The organism is Mycobacterium sp. IDUB_1 (assembly GCF_055419625.1).
This window is the reverse complement of the sequence record NZ_JBVAYA010000002.1, coordinates 231,400-255,482: the sequence shown is the minus strand read 5'-3', so window position 1 is coordinate 255,482 and position 24,083 is coordinate 231,400. Positions and strand designations below refer to the sequence as shown.

21 protein-coding genes are annotated in these 24,083 nt (G+C 69.2%); 9 read left to right on the top strand and 12 right to left on the bottom strand.

All coding sequences use genetic code 11. From position 1 onward, the window contains the following. Window positions 1-21: 21 nt before the first annotated feature. Window positions 22-1,491: a carboxyl transferase domain-containing protein gene (locus ACZYYX_RS14045; RefSeq protein ID WP_463815129.1), complete on the top strand. Its 1,470-nt coding sequence runs from the start codon at window positions 22-24 to the stop codon at window positions 1,489-1,491. 3 nt (window positions 1,492-1,494) lie between these two features. Here ACZYYX_RS14045 and ACZYYX_RS14040 read toward each other — a convergent pair whose 3' ends face one another. The 3 genes from ACZYYX_RS14040 to ACZYYX_RS14030 are packed head-to-tail and all read right to left on the bottom strand — an operon-like array spanning window position 1,495 to window position 4,500. Beyond that, window positions 1,495-1,755: a hypothetical protein gene (locus tag ACZYYX_RS14040; protein ID WP_463815128.1), complete on the bottom strand. Its 261-nt coding sequence runs from the start codon at window positions 1,753-1,755 to the stop codon at window positions 1,495-1,497. Window position 1,756: 1 nt separating this feature from the next. Next, complete coding sequence (locus ACZYYX_RS14035) at window positions 1,757-3,763, bottom strand: YhgE/Pip family protein (protein WP_463815127.1); 2,007 nt, start codon at window positions 3,761-3,763, stop codon at window positions 1,757-1,759. A gap of 2 nt (window positions 3,764-3,765) precedes the next feature. After that, window positions 3,766-4,500, bottom strand: a complete 735-nt coding sequence (locus ACZYYX_RS14030) for a P-loop NTPase family protein (RefSeq protein WP_463815797.1) — start codon at window positions 4,498-4,500, stop codon at window positions 3,766-3,768. Between the two features lie 40 nt (window positions 4,501-4,540). Here ACZYYX_RS14030 and ACZYYX_RS14025 point away from each other — a divergent pair, with 40 nt between their 5' ends. Then, entirely contained in the window at window positions 4,541-5,233 is a 693-nt protein-coding gene (locus ACZYYX_RS14025) for a hypothetical protein (RefSeq protein ID WP_463815126.1), read from the top strand. Between the two features lie 34 nt (window positions 5,234-5,267). Further along, window positions 5,268-6,143 carry a crotonase/enoyl-CoA hydratase family protein gene (locus ACZYYX_RS14020; RefSeq protein ID WP_463815125.1) on the top strand — a complete coding sequence of 292 codons (876 nt, stop codon included), beginning with the start codon at window positions 5,268-5,270 and terminating at the stop codon, window positions 6,141-6,143. 3 nt (window positions 6,144-6,146) lie between these two features. Here ACZYYX_RS14020 and ACZYYX_RS14015 read toward each other — a convergent pair whose 3' ends face one another. After that, on the bottom strand, window positions 6,147-6,593 hold the full coding sequence (locus ACZYYX_RS14015) for a hypothetical protein (RefSeq protein WP_463815124.1): 447 nt from the start codon (window positions 6,591-6,593) through the stop codon (window positions 6,147-6,149). Between the two features lie 32 nt (window positions 6,594-6,625). On the opposite strand from ACZYYX_RS14015, the gene ACZYYX_RS14010 reads away from it, so the two are divergent. Continuing rightward, complete coding sequence (locus tag ACZYYX_RS14010; RefSeq protein WP_463815123.1) at window positions 6,626-7,729, top strand: epoxide hydrolase family protein; 1,104 nt, start codon at window positions 6,626-6,628, stop codon at window positions 7,727-7,729. Here the strand turns inward: ACZYYX_RS14010 and ACZYYX_RS14005 are convergent. From ACZYYX_RS14005 to ACZYYX_RS13985, 5 genes are read right to left on the bottom strand one after another with little or no spacing between them, the layout of a single operon-like run. Continuing rightward, window positions 7,726-9,339 carry an AMP-binding protein gene (locus tag ACZYYX_RS14005; RefSeq protein WP_463815796.1) on the bottom strand — a complete coding sequence of 538 codons (1,614 nt, stop codon included), beginning with the start codon at window positions 9,337-9,339 and terminating at the stop codon, window positions 7,726-7,728. The two genes, ACZYYX_RS14010 and ACZYYX_RS14005, sit on opposite strands and share 4 nt — an antisense overlap. Window positions 9,340-9,353: 14 nt before the next feature. Next, window positions 9,354-11,045: an AMP-binding protein gene (locus tag ACZYYX_RS14000; RefSeq protein WP_463815122.1), complete on the bottom strand. Its 1,692-nt coding sequence runs from the start codon at window positions 11,043-11,045 to the stop codon at window positions 9,354-9,356. A gap of 28 nt (window positions 11,046-11,073) precedes the next feature. Further along, window positions 11,074-12,894, bottom strand: a complete 1,821-nt coding sequence (locus ACZYYX_RS13995) for an ABC transporter ATP-binding protein (RefSeq protein WP_463815121.1) — start codon at window positions 12,892-12,894, stop codon at window positions 11,074-11,076. Continuing rightward, window positions 12,891-14,762 carry an ABC transporter ATP-binding protein gene (locus ACZYYX_RS13990; protein ID WP_463815120.1) on the bottom strand — a complete coding sequence of 624 codons (1,872 nt, stop codon included), beginning with the start codon at window positions 14,760-14,762 and terminating at the stop codon, window positions 12,891-12,893. Before ACZYYX_RS13990 ends, ACZYYX_RS13995 begins: the two co-directional genes overlap by 4 nt. Then, window positions 14,755-16,713: an ABC transporter ATP-binding protein gene (locus ACZYYX_RS13985; protein WP_463815119.1), complete on the bottom strand. Its 1,959-nt coding sequence runs from the start codon at window positions 16,711-16,713 to the stop codon at window positions 14,755-14,757. The genes ACZYYX_RS13990 and ACZYYX_RS13985 overlap by 8 nt, the downstream gene beginning before the upstream one ends. Before the next feature lie 138 nt (window positions 16,714-16,851). On the opposite strand from ACZYYX_RS13985, the gene ACZYYX_RS13980 reads away from it, so the two are divergent. From ACZYYX_RS13980 to ACZYYX_RS13970, 3 genes are all read left to right on the top strand, one after another. After that, entirely contained in the window at window positions 16,852-17,628 is a 777-nt protein-coding gene (locus ACZYYX_RS13980; RefSeq protein WP_463815795.1) for a potassium channel family protein, read from the top strand. Window positions 17,629-17,668: 40 nt separating this feature from the next. After that, window positions 17,669-18,379 carry a two-component system response regulator PrrA gene (prrA, locus tag ACZYYX_RS13975; RefSeq protein WP_463815794.1) on the top strand — a complete coding sequence of 237 codons (711 nt, stop codon included), beginning with the start codon at window positions 17,669-17,671 and terminating at the stop codon, window positions 18,377-18,379. 69 nt (window positions 18,380-18,448) lie between these two features. Beyond that, a complete protein-coding gene (locus ACZYYX_RS13970; protein WP_463815117.1) occupies window positions 18,449-19,789 on the top strand; it encodes a sensor histidine kinase in 1,341 nt (446 codons plus the stop codon). Between the two features lie 70 nt (window positions 19,790-19,859). On the opposite strand, the gene ACZYYX_RS13965 is transcribed toward ACZYYX_RS13970, so the two are convergent. Next, window positions 19,860-20,222: an FKBP-type peptidyl-prolyl cis-trans isomerase gene (locus ACZYYX_RS13965; protein WP_463815116.1), complete on the bottom strand. Its 363-nt coding sequence runs from the start codon at window positions 20,220-20,222 to the stop codon at window positions 19,860-19,862. A 9-nt stretch (window positions 20,223-20,231) separates the two neighbouring features. Further along, window positions 20,232-20,969 (bottom strand): SDR family oxidoreductase, encoded by a 738-nt coding sequence (locus ACZYYX_RS13960; RefSeq protein ID WP_463815793.1) that lies wholly within the window; start codon window positions 20,967-20,969, stop codon window positions 20,232-20,234. Between the two features lie 44 nt (window positions 20,970-21,013). Between ACZYYX_RS13960 and ACZYYX_RS13955 the strand changes: the two genes are divergently transcribed. Continuing rightward, the gene (locus ACZYYX_RS13955; RefSeq protein WP_335334034.1) at window positions 21,014-21,262 is read left to right on the top strand and encodes a DUF2630 family protein; all 249 of its coding nucleotides are present in this window, start codon (window positions 21,014-21,016) and stop codon (window positions 21,260-21,262) included. Beyond that, entirely contained in the window at window positions 21,259-22,827 is a 1,569-nt protein-coding gene (locus ACZYYX_RS13950) for a phytoene desaturase family protein (protein WP_463815792.1), read from the top strand. Before ACZYYX_RS13955 ends, ACZYYX_RS13950 begins: the two co-directional genes overlap by 4 nt. Here the strand turns inward: ACZYYX_RS13950 and ACZYYX_RS13945 are convergent. Continuing rightward, complete coding sequence (locus ACZYYX_RS13945) at window positions 22,824-24,077, bottom strand: HNH endonuclease signature motif containing protein (protein ID WP_463815115.1); 1,254 nt, start codon at window positions 24,075-24,077, stop codon at window positions 22,824-22,826. The two genes, ACZYYX_RS13950 and ACZYYX_RS13945, sit on opposite strands and share 4 nt — an antisense overlap. Window positions 24,078-24,083: the final 6 nt, after the last annotated feature.

The following is a 24,083-nucleotide window of genomic DNA, read 5'->3' as shown; positions in this document are numbered from 1 at the left end:
CCAGCCTATTAGCCTCGAGCTGTGAGCCGGATCCGCGCCCTCGAACTGCGCGACGCCGTCCTGGACGAGGAATCGTTCGTGAGCTGGGACTCCGCACCGCTTCAGGTACCGATGTCGGATTCCTACCGCCGCGACATGGCCGCTGCCAGCGCTGCGAGCGGCCTCGACGAGTCGGTGCTCACCGGCGAGGGTCGGGTGTTCGGCCGCCGGGTCGCGCTGGTCGTGTGCGAGTTCGACTTCCTCGCCGGATCCATCGGGGTGGCCGCCGCGGAACGCATCGTCGCAGCGGTGCACCGCGCCACCGCCGAGCGGCTGCCCCTGCTGGCCTCGCCCAGTTCGGGGGGCACCCGCATGCAGGAGGGCACCGTGGCCTTCCTGCAGATGGTGAAGATCACCGCGGCCGTGCAGCAGCACAAGCAGGCGCACCTGCCGTATCTGGTGTACCTGCGGCATCCCACGACGGGCGGGGTGTTCGCGTCGTGGGGCTCGCTGGGGCATGTCACCGCCGCCGAACCGAGCGCCCTGATCGGATTCCTCGGCCCGCGCGTCTACGAGCATCTGTACGGCGAACCCTTCCCGGCCGGAGTGCAGACCGCCGAGAACCTCCAGCGTCACGGCGTCGTCGACGCCGTCGTGCCCCTCGACGTCCTGCGCGCGACCATCGACCGCACGCTGACCGTGGTGTCCGATCCGCCCGGCGCCGCACCGCCCGCCCCTGCCGTCGAGCCGCTGCCCGACGTGCCCGCCTGGGAGTCGGTGGAGATCTCCCGGCGGCCGGAGCGGCCCGGGGTGGGTGCGCTGCTGCGCCACGGCTCCACCCAGCGGGTCCTGCTGTCCGGCACAGGACAGGGCGAGGCCGCGACGACCGTGCTGGCACTCGCGCGCTTCGGCGGGCAGCCCGCCGTCGTGCTCGGCCAGGAACATGTCAGGGGTGTGGTGGGACCCGCCGCGCTCCGCGAAGCCCGCCGCGGCATGGCGCTGGCGGCTGGTCTTCAGCTGCCCCTCGTCCTGGTGATCGACACGGCGGGCCCGGCCCTGTCGGTCGAGGCCGAGGAGGACGGCCTCGCCGGGGAGATCGCGCGCTGCCTGGCCGATCTCGTCATGCTCGACACCCCGACGGTGTCGGTCCTGTTGGGACAGGGCAGCGGCGGCCCCGCCCTGGCGATGGTGCCGGCCGACCGGGTGATCGCCGCGCTGCACGGCTGGCTCGCGCCGCTGCCGCCCGAGGGCGCCAGCGCGATCGTCTACCGCGACGTCGACCACGCCCCCGAACTGGCTGCAGCCCAAGGCATCCGATCCGCCGACCTCTTGCGCAGCGGTATCGTCGACGCGGTCGTGCCCGAGCATCCCGACGCCGCCGGCGAGCCCCGCGCGTTCATCGGCCGACTGTCGGACACCATCGCCGCGGAGCTGCACACCCTGGGGCAGGGACCGGCCGAGCAGAGGCTGGCCACCCGCATCGAGCGGTATCGCCGCATCGGCCTGCCCTGAGCCTCAGACGAGCAGGGTGAGCGCACCGATCGCGGCCTGGACCCCCAGCCCACCCAGCGCGAACCACGCCGCCGCCCGCGCCCTGACCACCCGCCAGATCACCGCGGCCAGGGTCAGCATCAGCACCGCGAATCCGCCGTAGCGCAGCACCAGGCCATTCCCGTGGGAGAGGAAAAGCACTGCACGCCAACAGAATCCCTGCAGGAGCAGCAGCACCACGGCACCGGCGAAATCCTTGAGCCGTCGGTCGTCGTCGCGGTTCACCTCAGACCTCGATCGGCGGGTGTAGCCGCTCGAGCGTGTACTGCCTGTTGCGCCGCGCCGCCCAGGAGCTGGCGGCCAGCGAAGCCAGCAGCACCGCCGATAGCACCGCAATCGCCGTCCACAGCCGGGCATCTATCCCGCCGACGATCAACTGACGTAAACCGTTGACCGCGTATGTCATCGGATCGAACGGGTGCAGGATCTGGAAGGGCTTCGCGGTGGTCTCGACCGGATAGATGCCGCCTGCGGAGACCAGCTGCAGCATCAGGAACGCCAGCGTCGCGACACGTCCGACGGCGACCCCGAGCACCGCGTTGAACGCCTGGATCAGCGCCAGGAAGGCGCCGGCGACCAGCGCGAGGAACGCGACCGTGGCCAGCGCGTACGCGGCGTGCAAACCGACGCCGACATGGACGACGACATACATCACCACCACCTGGCAGACCACGATCAGCAGCCCCGGCCAATAGGACGCCAGCACCACACGCAGGGCGCCCAGTCCGTTCACGATGGGCCGAGACTGCAACGGCGTCAGCAACATCCACACGATCATCGCGCCGATGAACAGGGCCAACGGCAGGAAGAACGGCGCAAAGCCGGTCCCGAACGTCGCCGCCGGGTGGGTGTTGCGCAGATCGAGCTCCGTCGGCGCTGCCAGAGTGCGCGCGACCTCAGTGCGCTGCTGCGGGTTCCACGAAGGGATTTGCTCCGCACCCTGACGCAGGCGGGTGGCCAGCTCCTGCCCGCCGGTGCGCAACTGCGCGGTGCCGTCGGCCAGTTGGTGTGCCCCTGCGGACAGTTGGTTCCCGCCGGCGGCCAACTGACCGAGGCCGGCATTGAGACGCTGCGCTCCGGAATCGAGTTGGTGGACCCCGTCGCGCAGCTGTGCGACGTCGGAGCGCAGGCCGCCGTTCAGTGCGCGGGTCAGGAATGTCCGCAACCGGCTGCTGGGATCACCCAGTTCTCCCTCCAGCGTGGCAGCGCTGTCGCGCAGCCGGACCAGCCCGTCATCGGTGGTGGGATCAATGCCCTGGGCGCGCAGCAGGCGCTGCGCGCCGGCGAGCGCCTGCCCGGCGTCACGAACCGCGGGATCGGGATTGTTCTGCAGGAATCCGACGGTCTGGTCGACGATCGCGGTCGCCTGAGAACTGCTGATGTTGAGCGCGGCGATCCGGTCGGTCGTCGATCGGACCGCACCCGAGAGATGCTGCGCAGCGCGGGCGACCTCGTCGGGATTCAGGTCCAGCCCGCCCACCCGGTCGAGCACGTCGAGCAGCGGCGTGGTCGCCGTGTCGACGGCCCCGCTCAGTCGGCGGGTGCCCGCGGCCAGCTGCGCCGATCCCGCCCGGGCGGTGCGCAGACCCGAGGTCAACGTGTCCACACCGCCGGCGAGCCGGTGGGCGCCGTCGTCAGCGGCGACCAGGCCCCCGGCGAGTTGCTCGGCGCCGCCGGCGGCCTGATCCAGGCCCGTGCCGGCCTGGGCCAATCCGTTGACGACGGTGCCGATGCCGCGTTCTCCGATCTTGGCGTTGACCTGGTTGAGGATCTCCCTCGAGGCGTTCTGCCCGATGACCGTGCCGAGGTAGTTGTTGGCGTCGTTGAACGTGAACTGCAGCGGGGCCTGCGCCGGACGAGGCCCGGAGGGGGAAGCCACCAGCTCGGAGAAGTTGTCGGGCAACGTGATCGAGAAGTAGAAGCGGCCGTCGGCCACGCCGTCGGCGGCCTCCTGCGCGGAGACCTCGGTCAGATCCAGCTGGCCCGAATCGAGCAGGGCCCGGGCGACCTCGTCGCCCGCGTGCACCTGCGTGCCCTGCACCTGGGCGCCGCGGTCGGCGTTGACCAGCGCGACGGGCACCTTGCCGACCTCGGCGAACGGATTCCAGAACGCCCACAGGTACATCGCGCCGTAGAGCAACGGCAGCAGGATGATCGTGACGAGTGCGATCCGTGGCATCAGCCCGTGCGAGTACCGCTTGAGGTCTGTGCCCAGTGACATCCCGGCCAGCATGACTACGCCTCACCTCTCTGAAGTCCCGCGAGTTCGGCGCGCAAGACGCCTGCGACCGGGATCTCTCGCAGCCCGGGGCGGGCGGCGACACCGTTGACACTCGCGGTCAGCACCGTCTGCTCGCGGCCCAGATCGACCAGCCGGTCGACCAGCAGGTCCCGGCTCTGATCGCTGGTGACCTGCTCGAGGTTGCCCACCACGAGCAGCCGCGGGCGGCGCGTGTTGGCCAGCGCGATGCGCAGCAGCAGGCCGTCGAGTTCGGTGAGCTCCTCGACGAACTCCGAGCGCGGTGGCAGCGGCAACTCGCCGAAGACGGGCCCGCACACGCGTCTCACGTCGTCGTCGTCGGCACGGCGAATCAGCCTGTACCACGGTGCATCCCAGCGCATCTGCTCGGTGACGAGATCCCCCACCGTGACCGACTCGGCCACGGTGTCGAGTTCGTCGATGCCGGCCAGGGCCGCGACGGCGAAGATTTCGCGGGCGCGGGATCGTCCGAACACCGTCAGCGCCCCCGACGTCGGACGCATCCGTCCGGCCAGCGTCATCGACAACGCCGTGCGCCCCGACCCCGCGGGACAGACCATGACCGTCACCCCTGCCGCGGGGACCTCGAGGTCCACGGGTCCGTACACCGGCCCCCATGGTCCTCGCAGCGTCAGCCCACGGGCGACGATCGCGGGCTCGAGCGCTGGGTCTGGATCTTCGAGGACTGGATCTGACGGCACGTCCGGCACCAGCCAATCCCACCACATCGCCCGGTGGCATTCTGGGCGTGTGGAGGCGCTGTTGCAGTTCGCCGGAAACTACTGGTGGCTGGTCTTTCCGCTCGGCGGGGTGATCGGCGGCGCCGCGCGCGGCATATCGGCCGCCAACGAACGCCGCGCCCAGCGCCGGCTCGAGCGCTACCGCATCAAGCAGGAGACCAAAGTCGCGCTCGCCCGGGAGAAGGCCTCGGGTGCATCCAGCGTGGAGAACCGGCGCCGCGAGCTGACCAAGCTGCTCGCGCGCCACGACGCCACCGACGCGCGATGGCTTTCCTACGAACTGGACGTCGCGAAGCTGCTGGACTTCCCGGTCATGACGGACATGCGAGAACCTCTGACCCTGGCCTTCCACAAAGCCAAGAGCCGGGCGGATCTGCTGCGGCCCGCGCAGCCCGACGACATCGTCGACGATCGCGATGCCGCCGCGGGATATCGCGACGCGGTGACCGACTACGTCGCCGCGTTCGATGCCGCCGAGGCCGAGGCGACCCGCCGCCGTCGCAGCGACTTCTCCGCCGACGACCAGGACCGGCTGGCCCGCGCCCAGCACCTGCTGCGCCTGGCGGGCGACGACGCCGCCACCCCGCAGGAACGCCAGAACGCCTACGGCCGTGCGCAGAAAGAACTCGCCGGCCTCGTGGTGCTGCCGGTCGCCACCCGCGCGGCGATCGAACGCAAGGTGCTCGGCGAACTCGAAGCCTGAAACCCGCGCCCGGGCGGTCGGTAGCCTCACCGACGTGGATTACGAAACCCTGCAGTGCACCGTCGACGCCGACGGGGTGGCGCTGCTGACGCTGTCGCGTCCCGAGCAGCTCAACGCCTTCACGGTGACGATGGCGCGGGAACTGGAGCAGTTCTTCACCGTCGACGCCTACGCCGACGCGATCCGCGCCATCGTCGTCACCGGCGCCGGCCGCGCGTTCTGCGCGGGGATGGACCTCTCGGCCGACGGCAACGTGTTCGGTCTCGACGAGACCCTGGCGCCGACACCCGAACAGATGCAGGCGGATTATGCGAGCGAGCCGCTGCACAGCGGCATCCGCGACACCGGCGGCCGGGTCACCCTGGCGATCCACGCGCTGCCCAAGCCCGTCATCGCGGCGATCAACGGCGCCGCGGTCGGCATCGGCGCAACCATGACACTGGCCATGGACATCCGGGTGGCATCCGAGAACGCCCGGATCGGTTTCGTGTTCGGCCGACTCGGCATCGTGCCCGAGGCCTGCTCCTCGTGGTTCCTGCCCCGGCTGGTCGGCATCCAGCAGGCCCTGGACTGGGTCTACTCGGCCGACATCATCACCGCCGAGGACGCACTGCGCGGCCGGCTGCTGCGGTCGGTGCATCCGGCCGACTCGCTGGTGTCCGACGCGATCGCACTGGCCCGCAGCTACGTCTCCGGGCGTTCGCCGGTGGCGTTGGCGCTGGCCAAGCAGCTGATCTACCGCAACGGCGCCGCCGAATCACCGCTGCAGGCGCACCTGAGCGACTCGCTGGCGATGTTCTACACCTCGATCGGCGACGGCAAGGAAGGCGTTGCAGCGTTCCGGGAGAAGCGGCCGCCGAACTTCACCGGCAGCGCCACCGCGTTGCCGCGGATCTTCCCCGATCACTGACCCTCAGGCCAGCGCCAGCGCGGTCAGCATCGCGCCGGAAGTGACGAGCAGCAGCGGCACCCGCAGCAGGTTGCGTCGCGTCCACCGCACCGCCGCTGCCTCGTCGACGTCGGCGGGATCGGTGCGTTCGAACTCCGCGGCGCGCGGGACCAGATCGAACAGCGCCCACAGCCGCATCGTCGCGTGGCTGACCAGCGCCACCAGCAGAGCCGTCCCGATCGCGGAGTCACCCCACGTCAGGATCAGCGTGACGATCAGCAGCACCTCGAACACGACGGGGGCGGGCAGCCAGAACCTGACCCGGGCGATGCCTCCGTTGCGCGACTGGATCAGCCCGGGGCGGCGCGGCCAGTACGGATCGACGACCAGCGACTCGTAGAGCGCGGCGCCCAGGCAGATGCAGGCGGCCAGCGTGGTGGCGGCGAGCAGGACGAGCGTCGGGGTGGACACAAGCTCCGATTATCCCGGTGCCAGGATGAATCATGCCTGCCGTCACGCCGTTCCGCATCGCCGTCCCCGACGCCGACCTCGCCGACCTGAGGGAGCGGCTGGCGCGCACCCGGTGGCCCGAACGCGAATGCGTGGGCGATTGGAGCCAGGGCCTGCCGCTGTCCTACGCCCGCGAGCTCGCCGACTACTGGCGCGACGTTTACGATTGGCGGTCAAGGGAAGCCGCACTGAATCGATTCGACCAGTTCACCACCGAGATCGACGGACTCTCCATCCATTTCGTTCATCAGCGCTGCGGCCGCTCCGACGCGTTCCCGCTGCTGATCACCCACGGCTGGCCGGGTTCGATCGTCGAATTCACGAAGGTGATCGAGCCGCTGACCGCCGCGGGCTTCGACGTGGTGTGCCCGTCACTGCCCGGGTACGGCTTCTCGGGTAAGCCGGCCGCGACCGGCTGGGGCATCGAACGCATCGCGACGGCGTGGGACGAGCTGATGGTCCGACTCGGCTATGAGCGGTACGGCGCCCAGGGCGGCGACTGGGGATCGGCGGTGACCACGCAGATCGGCCGCAACGAGGGCCACTGCGTGGCGATCCACACCAACATGCCGATCGGCAGGCCGCCGAAAGACCTGAGCGACCTGACGCCGCACGAACGCGAGGTGCTCGACACCTACTCCGAGCATCAGCAGTGGGGCACCGGCTACTCCAAGCAGCAGTCGACGCGGCCGCAGACGCTGGGCTACGGGCTCACCGACTCCCCCGTTGGGCAGATGGCATGGATCGTCGAGAAGTTCTGGGCCTGGACCGATTCCGACGGACATCCGGAGAACGTGCTGACCAAGGACGAGATGCTCGACAACGTGATGCTCTACTGGCTGACGGCGAGCGCGACGTCGTCGGCGCGGCTCTACTGGGAGAGCTTCGCCAGGTTCGGTAGTCCCGGCCGGGTCGAATTGCCCACGGGCGTCGCGTCATTCCCCAAGGAGATCCTGCGCTCCTCGCGCCGCTGGTGCGAGGCCACCTACAACATCACCCGATGGACCGACATGCCCCGCGGTGGTCATTTCACGGCATTCGAGCAGCCCGAGCTGTTCATCGACGAGGTCGTCGCGTTCTTCTCCGAGTTCCGCTAGAGGCCGAGCAGCGCGATGCTGTCGCGGCGCATGTCGACCTTGCGCACCTTGCCCGTGACCGTCATCGGGAACTCGTCGACGATGTGCACGTAGCGGGGAATCTTGTAGTGCGCCAACCTCTCTGATGCGAACTCGCGCACCGAGGCCGCATCCAGCGCGGGTCGGCCGGGGCGCATCCGGATCCAGGCGCAGATCTCCTCGCCGTAGACGGCATCAGGAACCCCGATCACCTGGGCGTCCGCGATGTCGGGGTGGGTGAGCAGGAAGTCCTCGACTTCGCGTGGGTAGACGTTCTCCCCGCCCCGGATCACCATGTCTTTGATCCGCCCGACGACGTTGCAGTACCCATCGGCCCGCATCACCGCGAGATCACCGGTGTGCATCCAACCGTCGGAATCGATGGCCTCCGCGGTCTTCTCGTCGTCGCGCCAGTAGCCGAGCATCACCGAGTAACCGCGCGTGCAGAATTCGCCGGGCTCACCACGGGGCAGCGTCTCGCCGGTATCAGGGTCGACGATCTTGATCTCCACGTGCGGGTGCGCGCGCCCGATCGAGGAGGTGCGTCGGTCGAGGTCGTCGTCGACGAGTGTCTGGCACGACACCGGCGAGGTCTCGGTCATCCCGTAGGCGATGGCCACCTCCGTCATCGACATGTCCTCCACGCAGCGCTTCATCACCTCCACCGGACACACCGAACCGGCCATGATTCCGGTGCGCAGCGACGAGAGATCGGTCGCGGCGAAGTCGGGATGGTTCTGCATCGCGATGAACATCGTGGGCACCCCGTAAACCCCGACGCACCGCTCGGAAGCGATCGCGCGCAACGTGTCCGCCGGGCCGAAAGCGGCAGCGGGGATGACGAGCGTCGCACCGTGGGTCGTGCAGCCGAGTGTGCCCATCACCATGCCGAAGCAGTGGTAGAACGGCACCGGAACGCAGAGCCGATCGCCCGGCTGCAGACGGATCAGCTCGGTGACGAAGTGGCCGTTGTTCAGGATGTTGCGGTGCGACAGCGTGGCGCCCTTCGGGGAACCCGTTGTGCCCGAGGTGTATTGGATGTTGATCGGATCATCGGTGTTCAGTTCGGCTGATCTGCTGACCAATTCGGCGGTGTCCACCGCCTGCGCATCGCCCAGGAGACCCGCCCAGTCGTCGGTGCCGAGGAAGATCACGTCCTCGAGGGTGGGTATGCGCGGACGCACGTCGGCGACCATCGCGACGTAGTCCGACGACTTGAACGCGGTGGCGGCGAACAACGTGCGCGTGCCCGACTGCTCGAGCACATAGGCCAGCTCGTGGGTCCGGTAGGCGGGGTTGATGTTGACCAGGATGGCGCCGATCTTCGCCGTCGCGAACTGCACGATCACCCACTGCGCGCTGTTGGGCGCCCAGATGCCGACCCGGTCGCCCGGCCTGATCCCACGGGCCATCAACGCCCGTGCCACCGTGGAGATCTCGGCGTCGAGCTCGGCGTAGGTCCAGCGCCGCCCGGCCGCCACATCGATGACGGCATCGGTGTCGCCGAAGGCGGCGACAGTACGGTCGAAGTTGACGCCGATGGTCTCCTCGAGGAGCGGCGTATCGGTGGGTCCGGCGTCATACGACAGCATCTCGCTACCCCCGTTCACACCAGATCCTCGTACCGGTACTCGCTCTCGATCGGGGTGCCCTCCCGGTGCGCCTCCTCCTCGCGGCGACGCAGATCGACCCGGCGGATCTTGCCGGAGATGGTCTTCGGGAGCTCCGCGAACTCGACGCGGCGCACCTTGAGATACGGCGCCAGGTGGTCGCGACTGTATCGCATGATCTGCCTCGCTGTTTCGGCGTCCGCGGACCAGCCGTCGGCCAGCGCCACGTAAGCCTTCGGCACCGCCAGCCGCGTCTCGTCGGGAGCGGGGACGACGGCCGCCTCGACCACCGCGGGGTGCTCGATCAGCACGCTCTCGAGCTCGAACGGCGACACCTTGTAGTCGGAGGACTTGAAGACGTCGTCGGTGCGGCCGATGTAGGTGATGTAGCCGTCCGCGTCGCGGCTCGCCACGTCACCGGTGTGGTAGTAGCCGTCCCGCATCACGTGCGCGTTGCGCTTCTCGTCGTCGAGGTATCCGGTCATCAGGTTCGGCGGCGTCGCGCCCAGATCGAGGCAGATCTCACCCTCGGCCGCCCGCTCGCCGGTCAGCGGATCGACCAGGACCACCGGCACACCGGGCATCGGGCGGCCCATCGAGCCCGCCTTCACGGGCTGGCCGGGGGTGTTGCCGACCGCCAGTGTGGTCTCGGTCTGGCCGAACCCGTCGCGGATCGTCAGTCCCCATGCCTGTTCGATCCGGGCGATCACATCGGGGTTCAGCGGCTCACCCGCGCCGAGGATCTCGCGCAGCCCCTCGGGCCTGTCGCCCAGGTCAGCCTGAATCAGCATGCGCCACACCGTCGGTGGCGCGCAGAACGTGCTCACGCGGGCGCGGCGCAGCTGCTCGAGAAGGGCGTCGGCATCGAAGCGGGCGTAGTTGTAGACGAAGATCGTCGCCTCGGCGATCCACGGGGCGAAGAAGCAGCTCCACGCGTGCTTGGCCCATCCGGGCGAGCTGATCGCCAGATGCACGTCGCCGGGCCGCACCCCGAGCCACGCCGCCGTCGTCAGATGCCCGACGGGGTAGCTGACCTGCGAGTGCTCGACGAGCTTGGGCTTACTGGTGGTCCCGGAGGTGAAGTAGATGAGCAGCGGATCCGACGTCGCCGTTCCCGGCTCGAACGGGCCGGCGGCCTCCACCGCAGCCGCATCCCAGTAGGGAAGCCAGCTCGGTACCGTCTCCCCCACCGCGATGCCGACGAACGACGCGTCCACGCGTGCGAACTTCGCGGCGTCGGCGGAGTTGGCGATCACGAAACCTGCACCGCCGCGCCGTAGCCGGTCCGCGACGTCGTCGGCACCCAGCGCCGCCGTCGTCGGCATGATCACCGCGCCCAGCTTGGCCACCGCCAGCATCGACTCCCACAGCTCGACCTGATTGCCGAGCATCAGGATGACCCGGTCACCAGCGCCGACCCCGATGCTCGCAAGCCAGGTCGCCACCTGATCCGAGCGCGCGGCCATGTCGGCGAACGTGACGCGCTGTTCGCGGCCGTCCTGCTCCACGATCCACAACGCGATGTCCTGCGGGCGGCTACGCGCGACGACGTCGAACCAGTCTGTCGCCCAGTTGAACTGGCCGGTGATGTGGGGCCACTCGAACGTCTCGACGGCCTTGTCGTAATCACCGATCGTCTCGACGAGGTGGTCACGTGCCGCGCGATACCGGTCGGTGTTCGTGGTCATGGGTTGATACTGCCCTGCGGCACGAAGATCAGGCCAGCGATTGCACCCAGGACCGGTGCAGCGCCGCGTAGTGCCCGCCGTCGCGAGCGGTGAGCTCCTCGGGCGAGCCGTCCTCGACGATCTCGCCGTGCTCGAGCACCAGCACCCGGTCCGCGATCTGCACCGTCGAGAGCCGGTGGGCGATCACCACCGCCGTGCGTTCGGCGAGCACGGTCTCCAACGCCCGCTGCACCATCCGCTCGCTCGGGATGTCCAGCGACGACGTCGCCTCGTCGAGGATCAGCACCGCGGGGTCGGCCAGGAACGCCCGCGCGAACGCGACCAGCTGACGCTGCCCCGCCGACAACCGGCCGCCGCGCTTGGCGACGTCGGTGTCGTACCCCTCGGGCAGAGCGGTGATGAATCCGTGCGCGCCGACCGCCTCGGCCGCCGCCCGCACCTCCGCGTCGGTGGCGTCGGGCTTGCCGAAACGGATGTTGTCGGCGACCGTGCCGCCGAACATGAAGTTCTCCTGCGTCACCATCACCACGTGCCGGCGCAGGTCGGTCTGCCGCAGGTCGCGCAGATCGACCCCGTCGAGGGACACGCTGCCCGAGACCGGGTCGTAGAACCGGGTGACGAGTTTGGCGATCGTCGTCTTGCCCGCGCCGGTGGTGCCGACCAAAGCCACCGTCTGCCCCGCGGGGACCACCAGGTCCAGGTGCGGCAGCACCGGCCGGTTCGGCACGTACTCGAACCGGACGTCGCGGAAGGAGATGTCACCCCGCACGTGATCGAGGCGGACCGGCTCGGCGGGATCGCTGATGGCGGGCTTCTCGGCCAGCACCCCGGCCAGCTTCTCCAGCGCTGACGACGCGGACTGGAACGTATTGAAGAACTGCGAGATCTCCTGCATGGGTTCGAAGAACATCCGCAGGTAGAGCAGGAATGCGGCCAAGGTGCCGATCGTCATCTCGCCGTGCAGGGCCCGGTAGCCGCCGTAGATCAGAACGACGCCGGTGGTGATGTTGCCGACGAATTTGACGCCGGGCATGAAGATCGCCAGCAGCCTGAACGTCTTCTCGTTGATCACCCGGTAGCGGTCGGCGATGCCTTCGAAGATCTCCTGGTTGCGCGGCTCCCGCCGATACGCCTGCACCGCTTTGATGCCGGTCATGGTCTCGACGAACTGGACGATCACCAGCGCCGAGATCTCACGCACCTCACGGTAGATCCGCGACGACTCGCGGTGGAACCACGCGACGAGCATCACCAGGATCGGGAACGCCGCCAGACACATCAGGCCGAGTTCCGCGTCGAGGGTGATCAGCAGGACGGCGGTGCCGACGAGCGTGAGCACCGCGGTGATCAGGCTGTCGAAGCCCGTCTCCAGCATGTCCTGGATGGCCTCGACGTCGTTGGTGGATCGGCTGACGACGCGGCCGGAGGTGTAGCGGTCGTGGAACGCGATGTCGAGGCGGCCGAAATGCCGGAACACCCGTCGGCGCAGTTCCCGTAGTACCCGCTGACCGATGCGACCGGAACGGCGCAGGAAGAACATCCGCGCGCTGGCTTGGACGAGGACCACCGCACACAGCACACCGACGATCGTCATCAGCGTGGCGGCCGACCCACCCCCGAGCAGAGGCGGGATGCCGTCGTCGATGCCCCGCTGCACGAGGATCGGAACCGACAGCCGCGCAACGTTTTCCACGACCACGACGGCGGCCAGCGCGGCGACCGTCCACTTGTAGGGGCGCAGCAGCGAGCCCAGCAGCGCGCGGGCTTCGCGCCGCCGCGGCACCGACTCGTCGATGGGCAGGTCGTCGTGTTCGTCGAACCGACCGCGCCACTCCGGGGTCACGCTCACGTCCTGCCCTCCAGGATCTCGTGATCCAGCCGCGCCCGCTCGGCCCGTTGCTCCCAGTCGACCTCCCGCTCGCAGCCGTCGTCGAGCTCGTCGTCGGCGGCCAACAGGTAGCGGTACTCCGGCACGTTCGCCAGCAGCTCGGCGTGGGTGCCGACGTGGGTGATCGTGCCGTTCTGCAGCAGCGCCACCCGGTCAGCGAGCAACACCGTCGAGGCGCGGTGGGCCACCACCACGCCGGTGACCGCGTGCAGGACACGACGCAGCGCTTCCTCGACCACGGCCTCGGTGTGCACGTCCAGGGCGCTCAACGTGTCGTCGAGAACCAGGATGCGGGGCGCGGCCAGAATGGCTCGCGCCAACGAAAGACGTTGCCGCTGACCGCCGGACAGGCTCATGCCCTGTTCGCCGATGCGGGTGTCCAGCCCGTAGGGCAGGTCGTAGACGAACTGCGCGGCGGCCACCTCGACGGCCTGGCGCAGTTCGTCGTCCGTCGCATCCGGCTTGCCCAGGCGCAAGTTCTCCGACACCGACATCGAGAACAGCGTCGGATCCTCGAACGCCGTGGCCACCGCCCGCCGCAGCGCCTCGAGGCTCAGCTCGCGAATGTCCTGGGCGTCGATACGGATCTCGCCCTCGGTCACGTCGTACAGCCGAGACAGCAGACCCACCAGCACCGACTTGCCCGACCCGGTGGCGCCGACGAGTGCCAGCGTCTCCCCCGGCTCGACGGTCACGTTCACATGCCGTAGCGCCCAGTCGTCGGAATCCGGGAACCTGAACCCGACGTCGACGAGCTCCAGGCGGCCACCGCGCGGGGTCGCATCGCGCGGGCCGTCGGTGATCTCGCGCGGCGCGTCGAAGATCTCGGCAATGCGGTTGGCCGCGGTGAAGGACTCCTGCGTCATCGACAGCAGGAAGCCCAGCGACGCGATCGGCCAGACCAGCGACAGCATCATCGTGATGAACGCGACCAGCGTGCCCATCGTCACGTAGCCGTGGCCGGCGGCGTAGGCGCCGAAACCCAGCACGAGGATCAGCGTCAGGTTCGGGATGATCTCCAACAGCGTCCAGAACTTCGCCGACACCGTCACCCGGCTCACCTGCGTGTCGTAGAGATCGGTGAGTTGTTCGTCGAAGCGGTCGTAGACGTAGTCCTCCCGGCCGAAGGACTTGACCACGCGCAGACCGAGCGCGGCCTCCTCGACGTGGGTGGCGACGTGACCGGCCTGATCCTGGGCCAGCCGCGACAGCCGCGTGTACTCCTGCTGGAAGTGCAGCACCGTGAGCGTGATCGGCACGATCGACACCAGCACCACCACACCCAGCGGCCAGTACATCGCGAGCAGGATCGCGGTGACGATGGTGATCTGCAGGATGTTCAGGATCAGGAACGTCAGCCCGAACGACAGGAAACGGCGAATCGTACCCAGATCGTTCATGATTCGCGACAGGAGCTGACCAGACTGCCAGCGGCCGTGGAAGGACATCGGCAGGATCTGCAGGCGCGCGTAGAGGTCTTTGCGGATGTCGGCCTCGACGCCCATCGTCGCGCGGGACACCAGCCACCGCCGGATGAACCACAGCACCGCCTCGGCGATCCCGAGGCCCATCGCCGCAGCACCCAGCGTCCAGAGCCCCTGCTGATCCTGGTGGCGCACCGGCCCGTCGATCACCGCCTTGGTCATCAGCGGAATCCCGACCGTGGCGCCCAGACTCAAGAAGGCCGCCGTGAACATCAGAATCCAGCGGCCGCGATACGGCAGCAGGTACGGCAACATGCGCCACAGGTCCGAGCTGGGCCTCACCCGCCGGGGCCGCGGCGCGATCGCGGGCGCTGCGCGCAGCGCGTTGGTTCCGGAATCAGCCACTCACAACATCTTCCCACTGCGAGCAAGTGGTTAACCCATCTAGCGAATGCGACCGGTGGCACGGCAGATGCGACCGCGCGCCCGAGGGCACCCCGAACTGGGTGCGGTACAGCTCGGCGTAGCGGCCACCGCGCGCCAGCAGCTCCGGGTGCGTCCCGCGCTCCACGATCCGGCCGTCCTCGACGACGAGGATCACGTCGGCCGCGCGGATCGTCGAGAGGCGGTGGGCGATCACCACCGACGTGCGGCCGGCCAGCGCTTCTGCCAGGGCCTGCTGCACCTTGGCCTCCGATTCGGAGTCCAGCGATGCGGTCGCTTCGTCGAGCACGACGACCTGAGGTGCGGCCAGCAGCAGACGCGCGATGGTCAGGCGCTGCCGTTGCCCACCGGAGAGCCGGTATCCGCGCTCGCCGACGATCGTGTCGAGGCCGTCGGGCATGTCGGCGACCACGCCGTCGAGGCGGGCCCGGCGCAGCGCCTCCCAGATCTCTTCATCGGTGGCGTCGGGCGCGGCGAGCGCGACGTTGGCCCGGATCGACTCGTGGAACAGGTGCCCGTCCTGGGTCACCATGCCGACGGTGTCCTTCAACGACGCGAACGTCGCGTCGCGCACGTCGACCCCGTTGAGGCGGACGGCCCCCGAGGTGGCGTCGTACAGCCGGGCCAGCAGCGACGCGGTCGTCGACTTCCCCGCACCCGACGAACCGACGAGCGCGATCATCTGACCCGGCCGGGCCGTGAACGAGATGCCGTGCAGCACCTCGTCGCCACCGCGGTCGTCCAGTTCCGCGACGTCCTCCAGCGAGGCCAGTGACACGGTGTCGGCGGCGGGATAAGCGAACCGGACGTCGTCGAACTCGACGGTGACCGGACCGTCGGGGATCGCGACAGCCCCCGGCCGCTCCTGGATCAGCGGCACCAGGTCGAGCACCTCGAAGACCCGCTCGAAGCTGACCAGGGCTGTGGCGACCTCGACGTGGGCGTTGGCCAGCGCGGTCAGCGGTGCGTAGAGCCGCGTCAGCAGCAGGGCCAGCGACACGATGGCCCCGGCCTGCAGCGTCCCACCCAGCGCCAACGCGCCGCCGAGGCCGTAGACCAGCGCCAGCGCCAGCGCCGACATCAACGTCAGCGAGTTCATGAACGTCGACTGCAGCATCGCGGTGCGCACCCCGATGTCGCGCACCCGGCCGGCGCGCACCCCGAACTCGCGGGACTCGGCGTCGGTGTCACCGAACAGCTTGATCAGCGTGGCACCCGGCGCGGAGAACCGCTCCGTCATCTGGGTGTTCATCGTCGCGTTGTGGCCGGCCGCCTCGCGCGAGAGTTTCGCCATCGCCGCGCCGATGCGGCGGGCGGGAAGCAGGAACAGCGGCATCAGCGCCAGCGAGACCAGGGTCACCTGCCAGGAGATGCTGACCATCACCGCCAGCGTCAACGTCAACGTCACGATGTTGGAGACGACGCCCGAGAGGGTGTCCGAGAATGCCCGCTGAGCACCCATCACGTCGTTGCCCAGGCGGCTCACCAGCGCACCGGTGCGCGTGCGGGTGAAGAACGCCACCGGCATCCGCTGCACGTGGTCGAACACGGCGGTGCGCAGATCGAGGATCAACCCCTCGCCGATGTTCGACGACAACCACCGCGTCAGCAACGACATCGCCGTCTCGGCCAGCGCGACACCGGCGATCACCACGGCCAGCACCATGACCGTCGCCACCGAGCCCCCGCGGGTGATCTCGTCGACCACCCGGCCCGCGAGCAGGGGCGTCGCCACTGTCAGCACCGAGCCGAGCACGCTGACCAGGAGGAACCAGCCGAGCATGCGATGATGCCGAGCAGCGAACCGCCAGATGCGCGCCATCAGCCGGCGGTCTGCCAAACCGCGCAGATCACCACCCCTGGCATCCGTCTGCCGGTACAGCGACTGCCGGGCAACTGTTTCCAAGCTCATCTCATCACCGTAGAACCTCAACAATGGGTGAGGTCAAAGACTTCCCAGGCGGGCCGGCTAGCGTCGGGACCGTAGTCGAGGCAAGACAGACGAGGAGCGCACGTGCAGAGCGTGGAAGCGGAGCAGACCGCGACGCAGGTGTCCGAGTCGTCGAGTCCGTCGGCTCCCCCGGAAACCAGGCTCCAGGCCTGGGAACGGCGCGCCGAGTGGCCGCTCGCCGCCGCCGCCCTGCTGTTCCTGGCCGCCTACAGCGTGGAAGTGCTCGCGCTCCCCTCAGGGGCGGCAGCCGTGGCCGTCCATGCCGTCAGCCTCGCCACGTGGGGCATGTTCATCGTCGACTACCTGGTGCGACTGTCCCTGGCCGAGCACCGCTGGCGGTGGTTCTGGCGGCACCTCTTCGACCTCGCCATCGTGGCGCTGCCCATCCTGCGGCACCTGCGCCTCCTGCGGCTGGTCACGCTGATCACGGTGCTCAACCGTGCCGTCGGCCACGCCATCCGCGGCCGCGTGGCGATGTACACGGTCGGTGGGGCGGTGCTGCTGGTCTACGTCTCCTCGCTGGCCGTGCTGCAGGCCGAGAGGCACTACCCCGATGCGCACATCACCCACTTCGGCGAGGCCCTGTGGTGGGCGATGACGACGATCACCACCGTCGGCTACGGCGATCTGACCCCGGTCAGCCCTACGGGACGGGTGATCGCCGTGCTGCTCATGATCGGGGGCATCAGCCTGCTCGGCTCGATCACCGCGACGTTGGCGTCGTGGATCGTGGAGCGGGTGGCCGACGAGGACACGGCGGCCCAGCAGGTGACCACCGCGCACATCGACACGCTGGTCCAGGAGATCGCCCAGCTGCGCGAGGAGGTCGCGCGGCTCGGCGACCCGGCTCCCGGACGCGACCGCCCCGACGGGTAACGGGCGAGGTTCCCGCAGCCCGGGCCTCTCGTCAGGCAAGATTGCGGGCATGGACAGTGCAGTGGGTTCGCCCCGGGTGCTCGTGGTCGACGACGATCCCGACGTGCTGGCCTCGCTGGAGCGCGGCCTGCGGCTGTCCGGCTTCGACGTGTTCACCGCTGTCGACGGCGCCGAGGCGCTGCGCAGTGCGACCGAAACGCGGCCGGACGCGATCGTGCTCGACATCAACATGCCCGTGCTCGACGGTGTGTCCGTGGTGACCGCGCTGCGCGCGATGGACAACGACGTACCGGTCTGCGTGCTGTCGGCACGCTCCTCCGTCGACGACCGGGTGGCCGGCCTGGAGGCGGGCGCCGACGACTACTTGGTCAAACCGTTCGTGCTGGCCGAGCTGGTCGCCCGGGTCAAGGCGCTGCTGCGCCGACGCGGGTCCACAGCGACGTTCTCGTCGGAGACGATCACCGTCGGCCCGCTCGAAGTGGACATCCCCGGCCGGCGCGCCCGCGTCGACGGCACCGACGTGGACCTGACCAAGCGCGAGTTCGACCTGCTGGCCGTGCTCGCCGAGCACAAGACCGCGGTACTGTCCCGCGCGCAACTGCTCGAGCTGGTGTGGGGCTACGACTTCGCCGCCGACACCAACGTCGTCGACGTCTTCATCGGCTACCTGCGCCGCAAGTTGGAAGCCAACGGCGCGCCCCGCCTGCTGCACACTGTGCGCGGGGTCGGCTTCGTGCTCCGTCAGCAGTAGTGATGAGCGCTCGCGCGAAGAACCGAGGATCCTGATGAGCGCTCGCGCGAAGAACCGACGGCCACGCTCATGATCGTGGTGTCGCGGATCTTCCGGCGCACGCCGTCGCTGCGCACCCGCGTCGCGTTCGCCACCGCGATCGCCGCGGCCATCGTCGTCGGGATCGTCGGCACGGTGGTGTGGGTCGGCATCACACAGGACCGCAAGGAAAGACTGGACCGGCGCCTCGACGAGGCCGCCGGGTTCGCGATCCCGTTCCTGCCGCGCGGCCTCGACGAGATCCCGCCCTCGCCCAACGACCAGGACGCCGTCATCACGGTCCGTCGTGCCGACGGGCAGGTGACGTCGAACTCCGTCGTGCTGCCCGAACTGGCGCCGGGGTACGCCGACACCACGGTCGACGGGGTGCGCTACCGGGTGCGCACCGTGGAGTTGTCCACCCCCGAGCCAATGTCGGTCGCCGTCGGCGCCACCTACGACGCGACTATCACCGACACCAACAACCTGCACCGCCGCGTGTTGATCATCTGCACGATGGCCGTGGGTGCGGCGACGTTCGGCGGCTGGCTGCTGGCCGCGTTCGCGGTGCGGCCGTTCAAGCGGCTGGCCCAGCAGACCCGGCAGATCGAGGCGGGTGACGAAGCACCCGACATCGACATCCGTGGCGCCACCGAGGCCGTCGAGATCGCCGACGCGATCAAGGGTCTGGTCGGCCGCGTGTGGGAGGAGCAGGGCCGGACCAAGGCTGCGTTGACCTCGGCCCGTGACTTCGCCTCCGTCTCGGCCCACGAGTTGCGGACCCCGCTGACCGCGATGCGCACCAACCTCGAAGTGCTCGCGACGCTCGACCTCGCCGAGGATCAGCGCAAGGAAGTCGTCGGCGACGTCATCCGTACGCAGACCCGGATCGAGGCGACGCTGGGTGCGCTGGAGCGGCTGGCGCAGGGGGAACTGTCCACCGAGGACGACCACGTGCCGGTCGACATCACCGAACTGCTCGACCGGGCTGCGCACGACGCGATGCGGGTGTACCCCGAGCTGGAGGTGTCGCTGGTGCCGGCGCCGACGGTGATCATCGTCGGGTTGCCTGCGGGGTTGCGGCTGGCCGTCGACAACGCGATCGCCAACGCGGTCAAGCACGGCGGCGCGACCCGCGTGCAGCTGTCCGCGGTCAGCTCGCGGGCCGGCGTGGAGATCGCGATCGACGACGACGGCGTCGGCGTGCCCGAAGAGGAACGCACCGTGGTGTTCGAGCGGTTCTCGCGTGGCTCGACGGCATCGCACTCCGGGTCGGGCCTGGGCCTGGCCCTGGTGGCCCAGCAGGCCGAATTGCACGGCGGCACAGCGTCTCTGGACGCCAGCCCGCTGGGCGGTGCGCGGCTGTTACTGCGACTGCCAGGCCCGCGCTAGCGGGTGGCCAGAAGGTCGATGACAAAGATCACGTCATCGGGTAGCCAGAAGGTCGATGACAAAGATCACGTCATCGGGTAGCCAGAAGGTCGATGACAAAAATCAACGTTTTGCCCGACAGACGGTGTCCGCCGCCGGCCGGGCCGTAGGCCTGCTCCGGCGGGATCGTCAGCTTGCGCCGGCCGCCGACCCTCATCCCGGGGATGCCGTCCTGCCAGCCCTGGATGAGCCCGCGCAGTGGGAACTCGATCGACTCAGCACGTTTCCAGGAGCTGTCGAACTCCTCGCCGGTGTCGTACTCGACGCCGAGGTAGTGCACCTCCACGTTGGCGCCCGGGACCGCCTCGGGGCCGTCGCCGACGGTGATGTCTTCGATCACCAGCTCGGTGGGTGCCGGGCCGTCAGGGAAGTCGATCTCGGGTTTGGTCGCCATCCGATCAGCCTAGACCGGCGTCCGGACCTCCTCGGGCTGCAACCACTCGGTCGGCCGCAGCAGCACCACCTCGGGGAGGATGCACGCCGCCGACAGGCGCGTCGTCATCCGCACCACCTCGGCCACGTCGCGCGCAGTGATCATGGTGGAGGCTTCGATCGCACCGCGGTAGGCGTCCGCCATCGGAGTGTCCACCAGACCCGGGCAGATCGCGGTCGCCTTGATGCCCGAGGTGGCGAGCTCGTCGTGCAGCGCCTCGGTGAATCCCACGACCGCGGCCTTGGTCGCCGAGTAGGACGACAGCGTCGCCTCGCCGCGCTTGCCCGCGTTCGACGCCGTGTTCACGATCTGCGCCGAACCGCGTTGGCGCACAGATTCTCTCAGCAGCGGTTGACACTTCGCGGTCAACAACACGACCGCGCGGACGTTGACGGCCAGCTGGGCGTCGAGGAAGTCCGCGGTGATGTCGGCGACCGCACGGTTGCCGGCGACCCCGGCGTTGTTGACCAGCAGGTCCAGCGACCCGTGCCGCTCGGCGTGGAACGCCACCAGCTCGTCGAGAAAGGACTCCTGGGCCAGCGAACCGGCAATGGTGTGCACCGCGGAGCCGCCGATCGAGGCCGCCACCGCTTCCAGCTTGGTCTGATCGCGGCCGACGAGGGTCACCGCGAAGTCCTCCTCGCGCAGGGCCGCCGCGATCGCCGCTCCGATACCGCCCGACGCCCCGGTCACCAGGGCACTACGCATGGTCACCGGTTCATTAGATCGCGTCGAGGGGCAGACTGTAGGGCGTGGCCAACGACGAAGACATCCTCGCCCAGGTGAACCAGCTCGTCGCGGAGGAGAAGGATCTCCGCTCCAAGCTCCAGCATCACGAGATCGACGAATCCGAAGAGCACCAGCGGTTGCGTGCCGTGGAGGTCGCACTCGATCAGTGCTGGGATCTGCTGCGCCAGCGGCGGGCCCTGCGCGAGACCGGTGGTGACCCGAGCGCCGCGCAGGTGCGGCCGGCCGACGAGGTCGAGGGCTACCTGAACTGAGCGACGCTACGGACTCCCACCACGACGTCGTCATCGTCGGCGGGGGGCACAACGGGCTGGTGGCCGCTGGGTACCTCGCCCGCGCCGGCCGCCGCGTCCGTCTGTTGGAGCGGCTCGACCACGTCGGCGGTGCCGCGGTGTCGGCCTACGCGTTCGACGGCGTCGACGCGCGGCTGTCGCGGTACTCGTATCTGGTGAGCCTGCTTCCGCAGCGCATCATCGACGATCTCGGGCTCCGCGTCCGGCTGGTGCACCGTCGCTGGTCGTCCTACACGCCCGACCCGACGTCCGGCGGCCGCACCGGACTGCTCGTCGGTCCGGCCTCGACGTTCGGTGCGGTGGGGGCCGCGGACGACGAGGCGGCGTTCGACGACTTCTACCGGCGCTGCACCACGGTGACGTCCCGGGTCTGGCCGACGCTGACCGAGCCCCTGCGAACCCGTTCTGATCTGCGTCGGGAGGTCGTGGAGGCCGCCGGCGCCGATGCGGAGTGGGCGTGGCGGGCGCTCATCGACGAGCCTGTCGGTGATGCGATCACCTCGGCGGTGCGCAGCGATCTGGTCCGCGGCGTGATGGCCACCGATGCCCTGATCGGAACCTTTGCCGCACTGGAGGATCCGTCGCTGCAGCAGAACGCCTGCTTTCTCTACCACCTGATCGGCGGAGGGACAGGCGACTGGGACGTGCCGGTCGGCGGCATGGGGGCGGTCAGCGGAGCGCTCGCCGCGGCGGCCGCAGGCTTCGGCGCCGACATCCTCACCGGCGCGGAGGTCGAGTCGATCACGCCCGACGGAGAGGTGCGGTACCGCCACGGCGGTGTACAGCACCGCGTCGTCGGCGACCACGTCCTGGCCAATGTCACGCCTGCCGTGCTGGCGCGGCTACTCGGTGAGGACGTCCCCGACGTCGCACCCGGCGCGCAGGTGAAGGTGAATCTAATGCTGCGGCGGCTCCCCCGTCTGCGCGACGACAGCGTCACCGTCGAGCAGGCGTTCGGGGGCACCTTCCACATCAACGAGACCTACAGCCAACTCGAGTCGGCCTACCGACACGCCGCCGATGGCACTGTGCCGGAACCACTTCCGTGTGAAATCTACTGCCACTCGCTGGCGGACCCGACGATCCTCTCCGATGCACTGCGCGCGTCGGGAGCACAGACGCTGACGGTGTTCGGGCTGCACACACCGCACCACCTGACGACGAGCGGAACCCCACAGCGGATGCGCGACACGCTGACCTCCGCGGTGCTGACGTCGTTGAATTCGGTTCTTGCCGAGCCGATTCACGATGTCTTGATGGAGGACGCCGCGGGCCGGCTGTGCATCGAGACCAAGACGACCGCCGACCTCGACGATGCACTGGGCATGACCAACGGCCACATCTTCCACGGAGCGCTGTCGTGGCCCTTCGCCGAGGACGACGAACCGCTCTCCACGCCGGCGCAGCGGTGGGGTGTGGCGACGCCGCACGAGCGAATCCTGCTGTGCGGATCGAGTTCTCGCCGGGGCGGTGCCGTCTCGGGCATCGGTGGGCACAACGCCGCGATGGCCGTGCTCGGCCGCTAGCTGGGCGGTCGAGGTTCGTAGGGCTGGTACCACCACCAGTTCGCGCGTTCCCCGGTCGGACCGGGACATGGTGCGACGGTCGGGGGTGGTTGGGTGGGTGGTCGTGCCAACGATGCGGAGGTCATCGCTCGACCGGCGGCATCGGTGACGATGAGTTGGTCGGCGGGTCCGGTGATCGTGATCAGGCCACGGTGATGGGCCCGGTGGTGATACGGGCAGACCAGCGCGAGGTTCCATAGCTCGGTGGGTCCGCCGTCCTCCCAGTGCACCAGGTGATGGGCGTGCAGTGCGCGGGTGGCCCCGCACCCGGGGACCACGCAGACACGGTCGCGATGCTCGAGCGCCCGGCGTAGGCGCCGGTTCACCGTCCGGGTTGAACGCCCGGCCCCGATCACCTGCCCGTCGCGGTGAAACCACACCTCGCAGGTGGCATCACAGGCCAGGTACCGGCGGTCGCCGTCGGGCAGAACGGGCCCCAAGTGCAGGGCCGCGACTCGGCTGGCTACATCGACGTGTACGACCACGGTGGTGCGTTGCCCGTGCGGACGCGCGATCGCTTCGGCGTCCCAGCTCGCGTCGACCAACCGCAGGAACGCCGCGGCGTTGCCGGGCATCGACGCCCGCCCATCAGGGTCGGTGGCCGTCCATTCGGAGATCAGCGCGTCACGGTGCGATGCCAGCGCGGCGTCGAAGGCGGCGTTCTCGACGTGTGGCAGCGCGATGTGCCAGTACGTGTACTGCTCATCGGAGGTCGAGGTGATCGACACCTGCGGCCCCGGATCGACGACGGGCACGCCGTCCTCATCCTCTGCCTCGTCGTCGGGCCGCGGTTCCGGGATGGGTTTGGGTTGCATCTTCAACGCAGTGCGCAACTGGGTGACCGTCGCGGATTGCGCCATGGTGGCGAAGTGCTCGTCCGAGCCCGGCAGGCCATGCTCAGCGATCACGCCGACCTGATCCATTGAGAACCGGCCCTCCCGCAACCCCTCGATGCACTGCGGGAATTCGTCGTAGCGGTGCGCGATCGCGGCAACGGTCTGCGCTCGCGATGGCGACACCCCCGCCTTCCACGCCAGCCACCCCGCGGTCGAGCGGGCTCCGGCCGCGGCCCACAGCTCGTCGCGGTCGATCTCGGCCGCGATCGCCACGATCCGCGCATCGATCGCATTGCGCTGCCCCGTCAGCTCCGCCAATTCCTCATGCAGCACCGACAACCGCTCATCGATGGCCAAGGAACTGCTCGGAGACATGACCCC

Coding starts and splice junctions, on each gene's coding strand:
- ACZYYX_RS13945 (WP_463815115.1), bottom strand. CDS start 24,077: ATGTCTCCGAGCAGTTCCTTGGCCATCGATGAGCGGTTGTCGGTGCTG.
- ACZYYX_RS13960 (WP_463815793.1), bottom strand. CDS start 20,969: ATGCGTAGTGCCCTGGTGACCGGGGCGTCGGGCGGTATCGGAGCGGCG.
- ACZYYX_RS14035 (WP_463815127.1), bottom strand. CDS start 3,763: ATGCTGGCCGGGATGTCACTGGGCACAGACCTCAAGCGGTACTCGCAC.
- ACZYYX_RS13985 (WP_463815119.1), bottom strand. CDS start 16,713: ATGAGCTTGGAAACAGTTGCCCGGCAGTCGCTGTACCGGCAGACGGAT.
- ACZYYX_RS13970 (WP_463815117.1), top strand. CDS start 18,449: ATGATCGTGGTGTCGCGGATCTTCCGGCGCACGCCGTCGCTGCGCACC.
- ACZYYX_RS14010 (WP_463815123.1), top strand. CDS start 6,626: ATGCCTGCCGTCACGCCGTTCCGCATCGCCGTCCCCGACGCCGACCTC.
- ACZYYX_RS14005 (WP_463815796.1), bottom strand. CDS start 9,339: ATGCTGTCGTATGACGCCGGACCCACCGATACGCCGCTCCTCGAGGAG.
- ACZYYX_RS14000 (WP_463815122.1), bottom strand. CDS start 11,045: ATGACCACGAACACCGACCGGTATCGCGCGGCACGTGACCACCTCGTC.
- ACZYYX_RS13965 (WP_463815116.1), bottom strand. CDS start 20,222: ATGGCGACCAAACCCGAGATCGACTTCCCTGACGGCCCGGCACCCACC.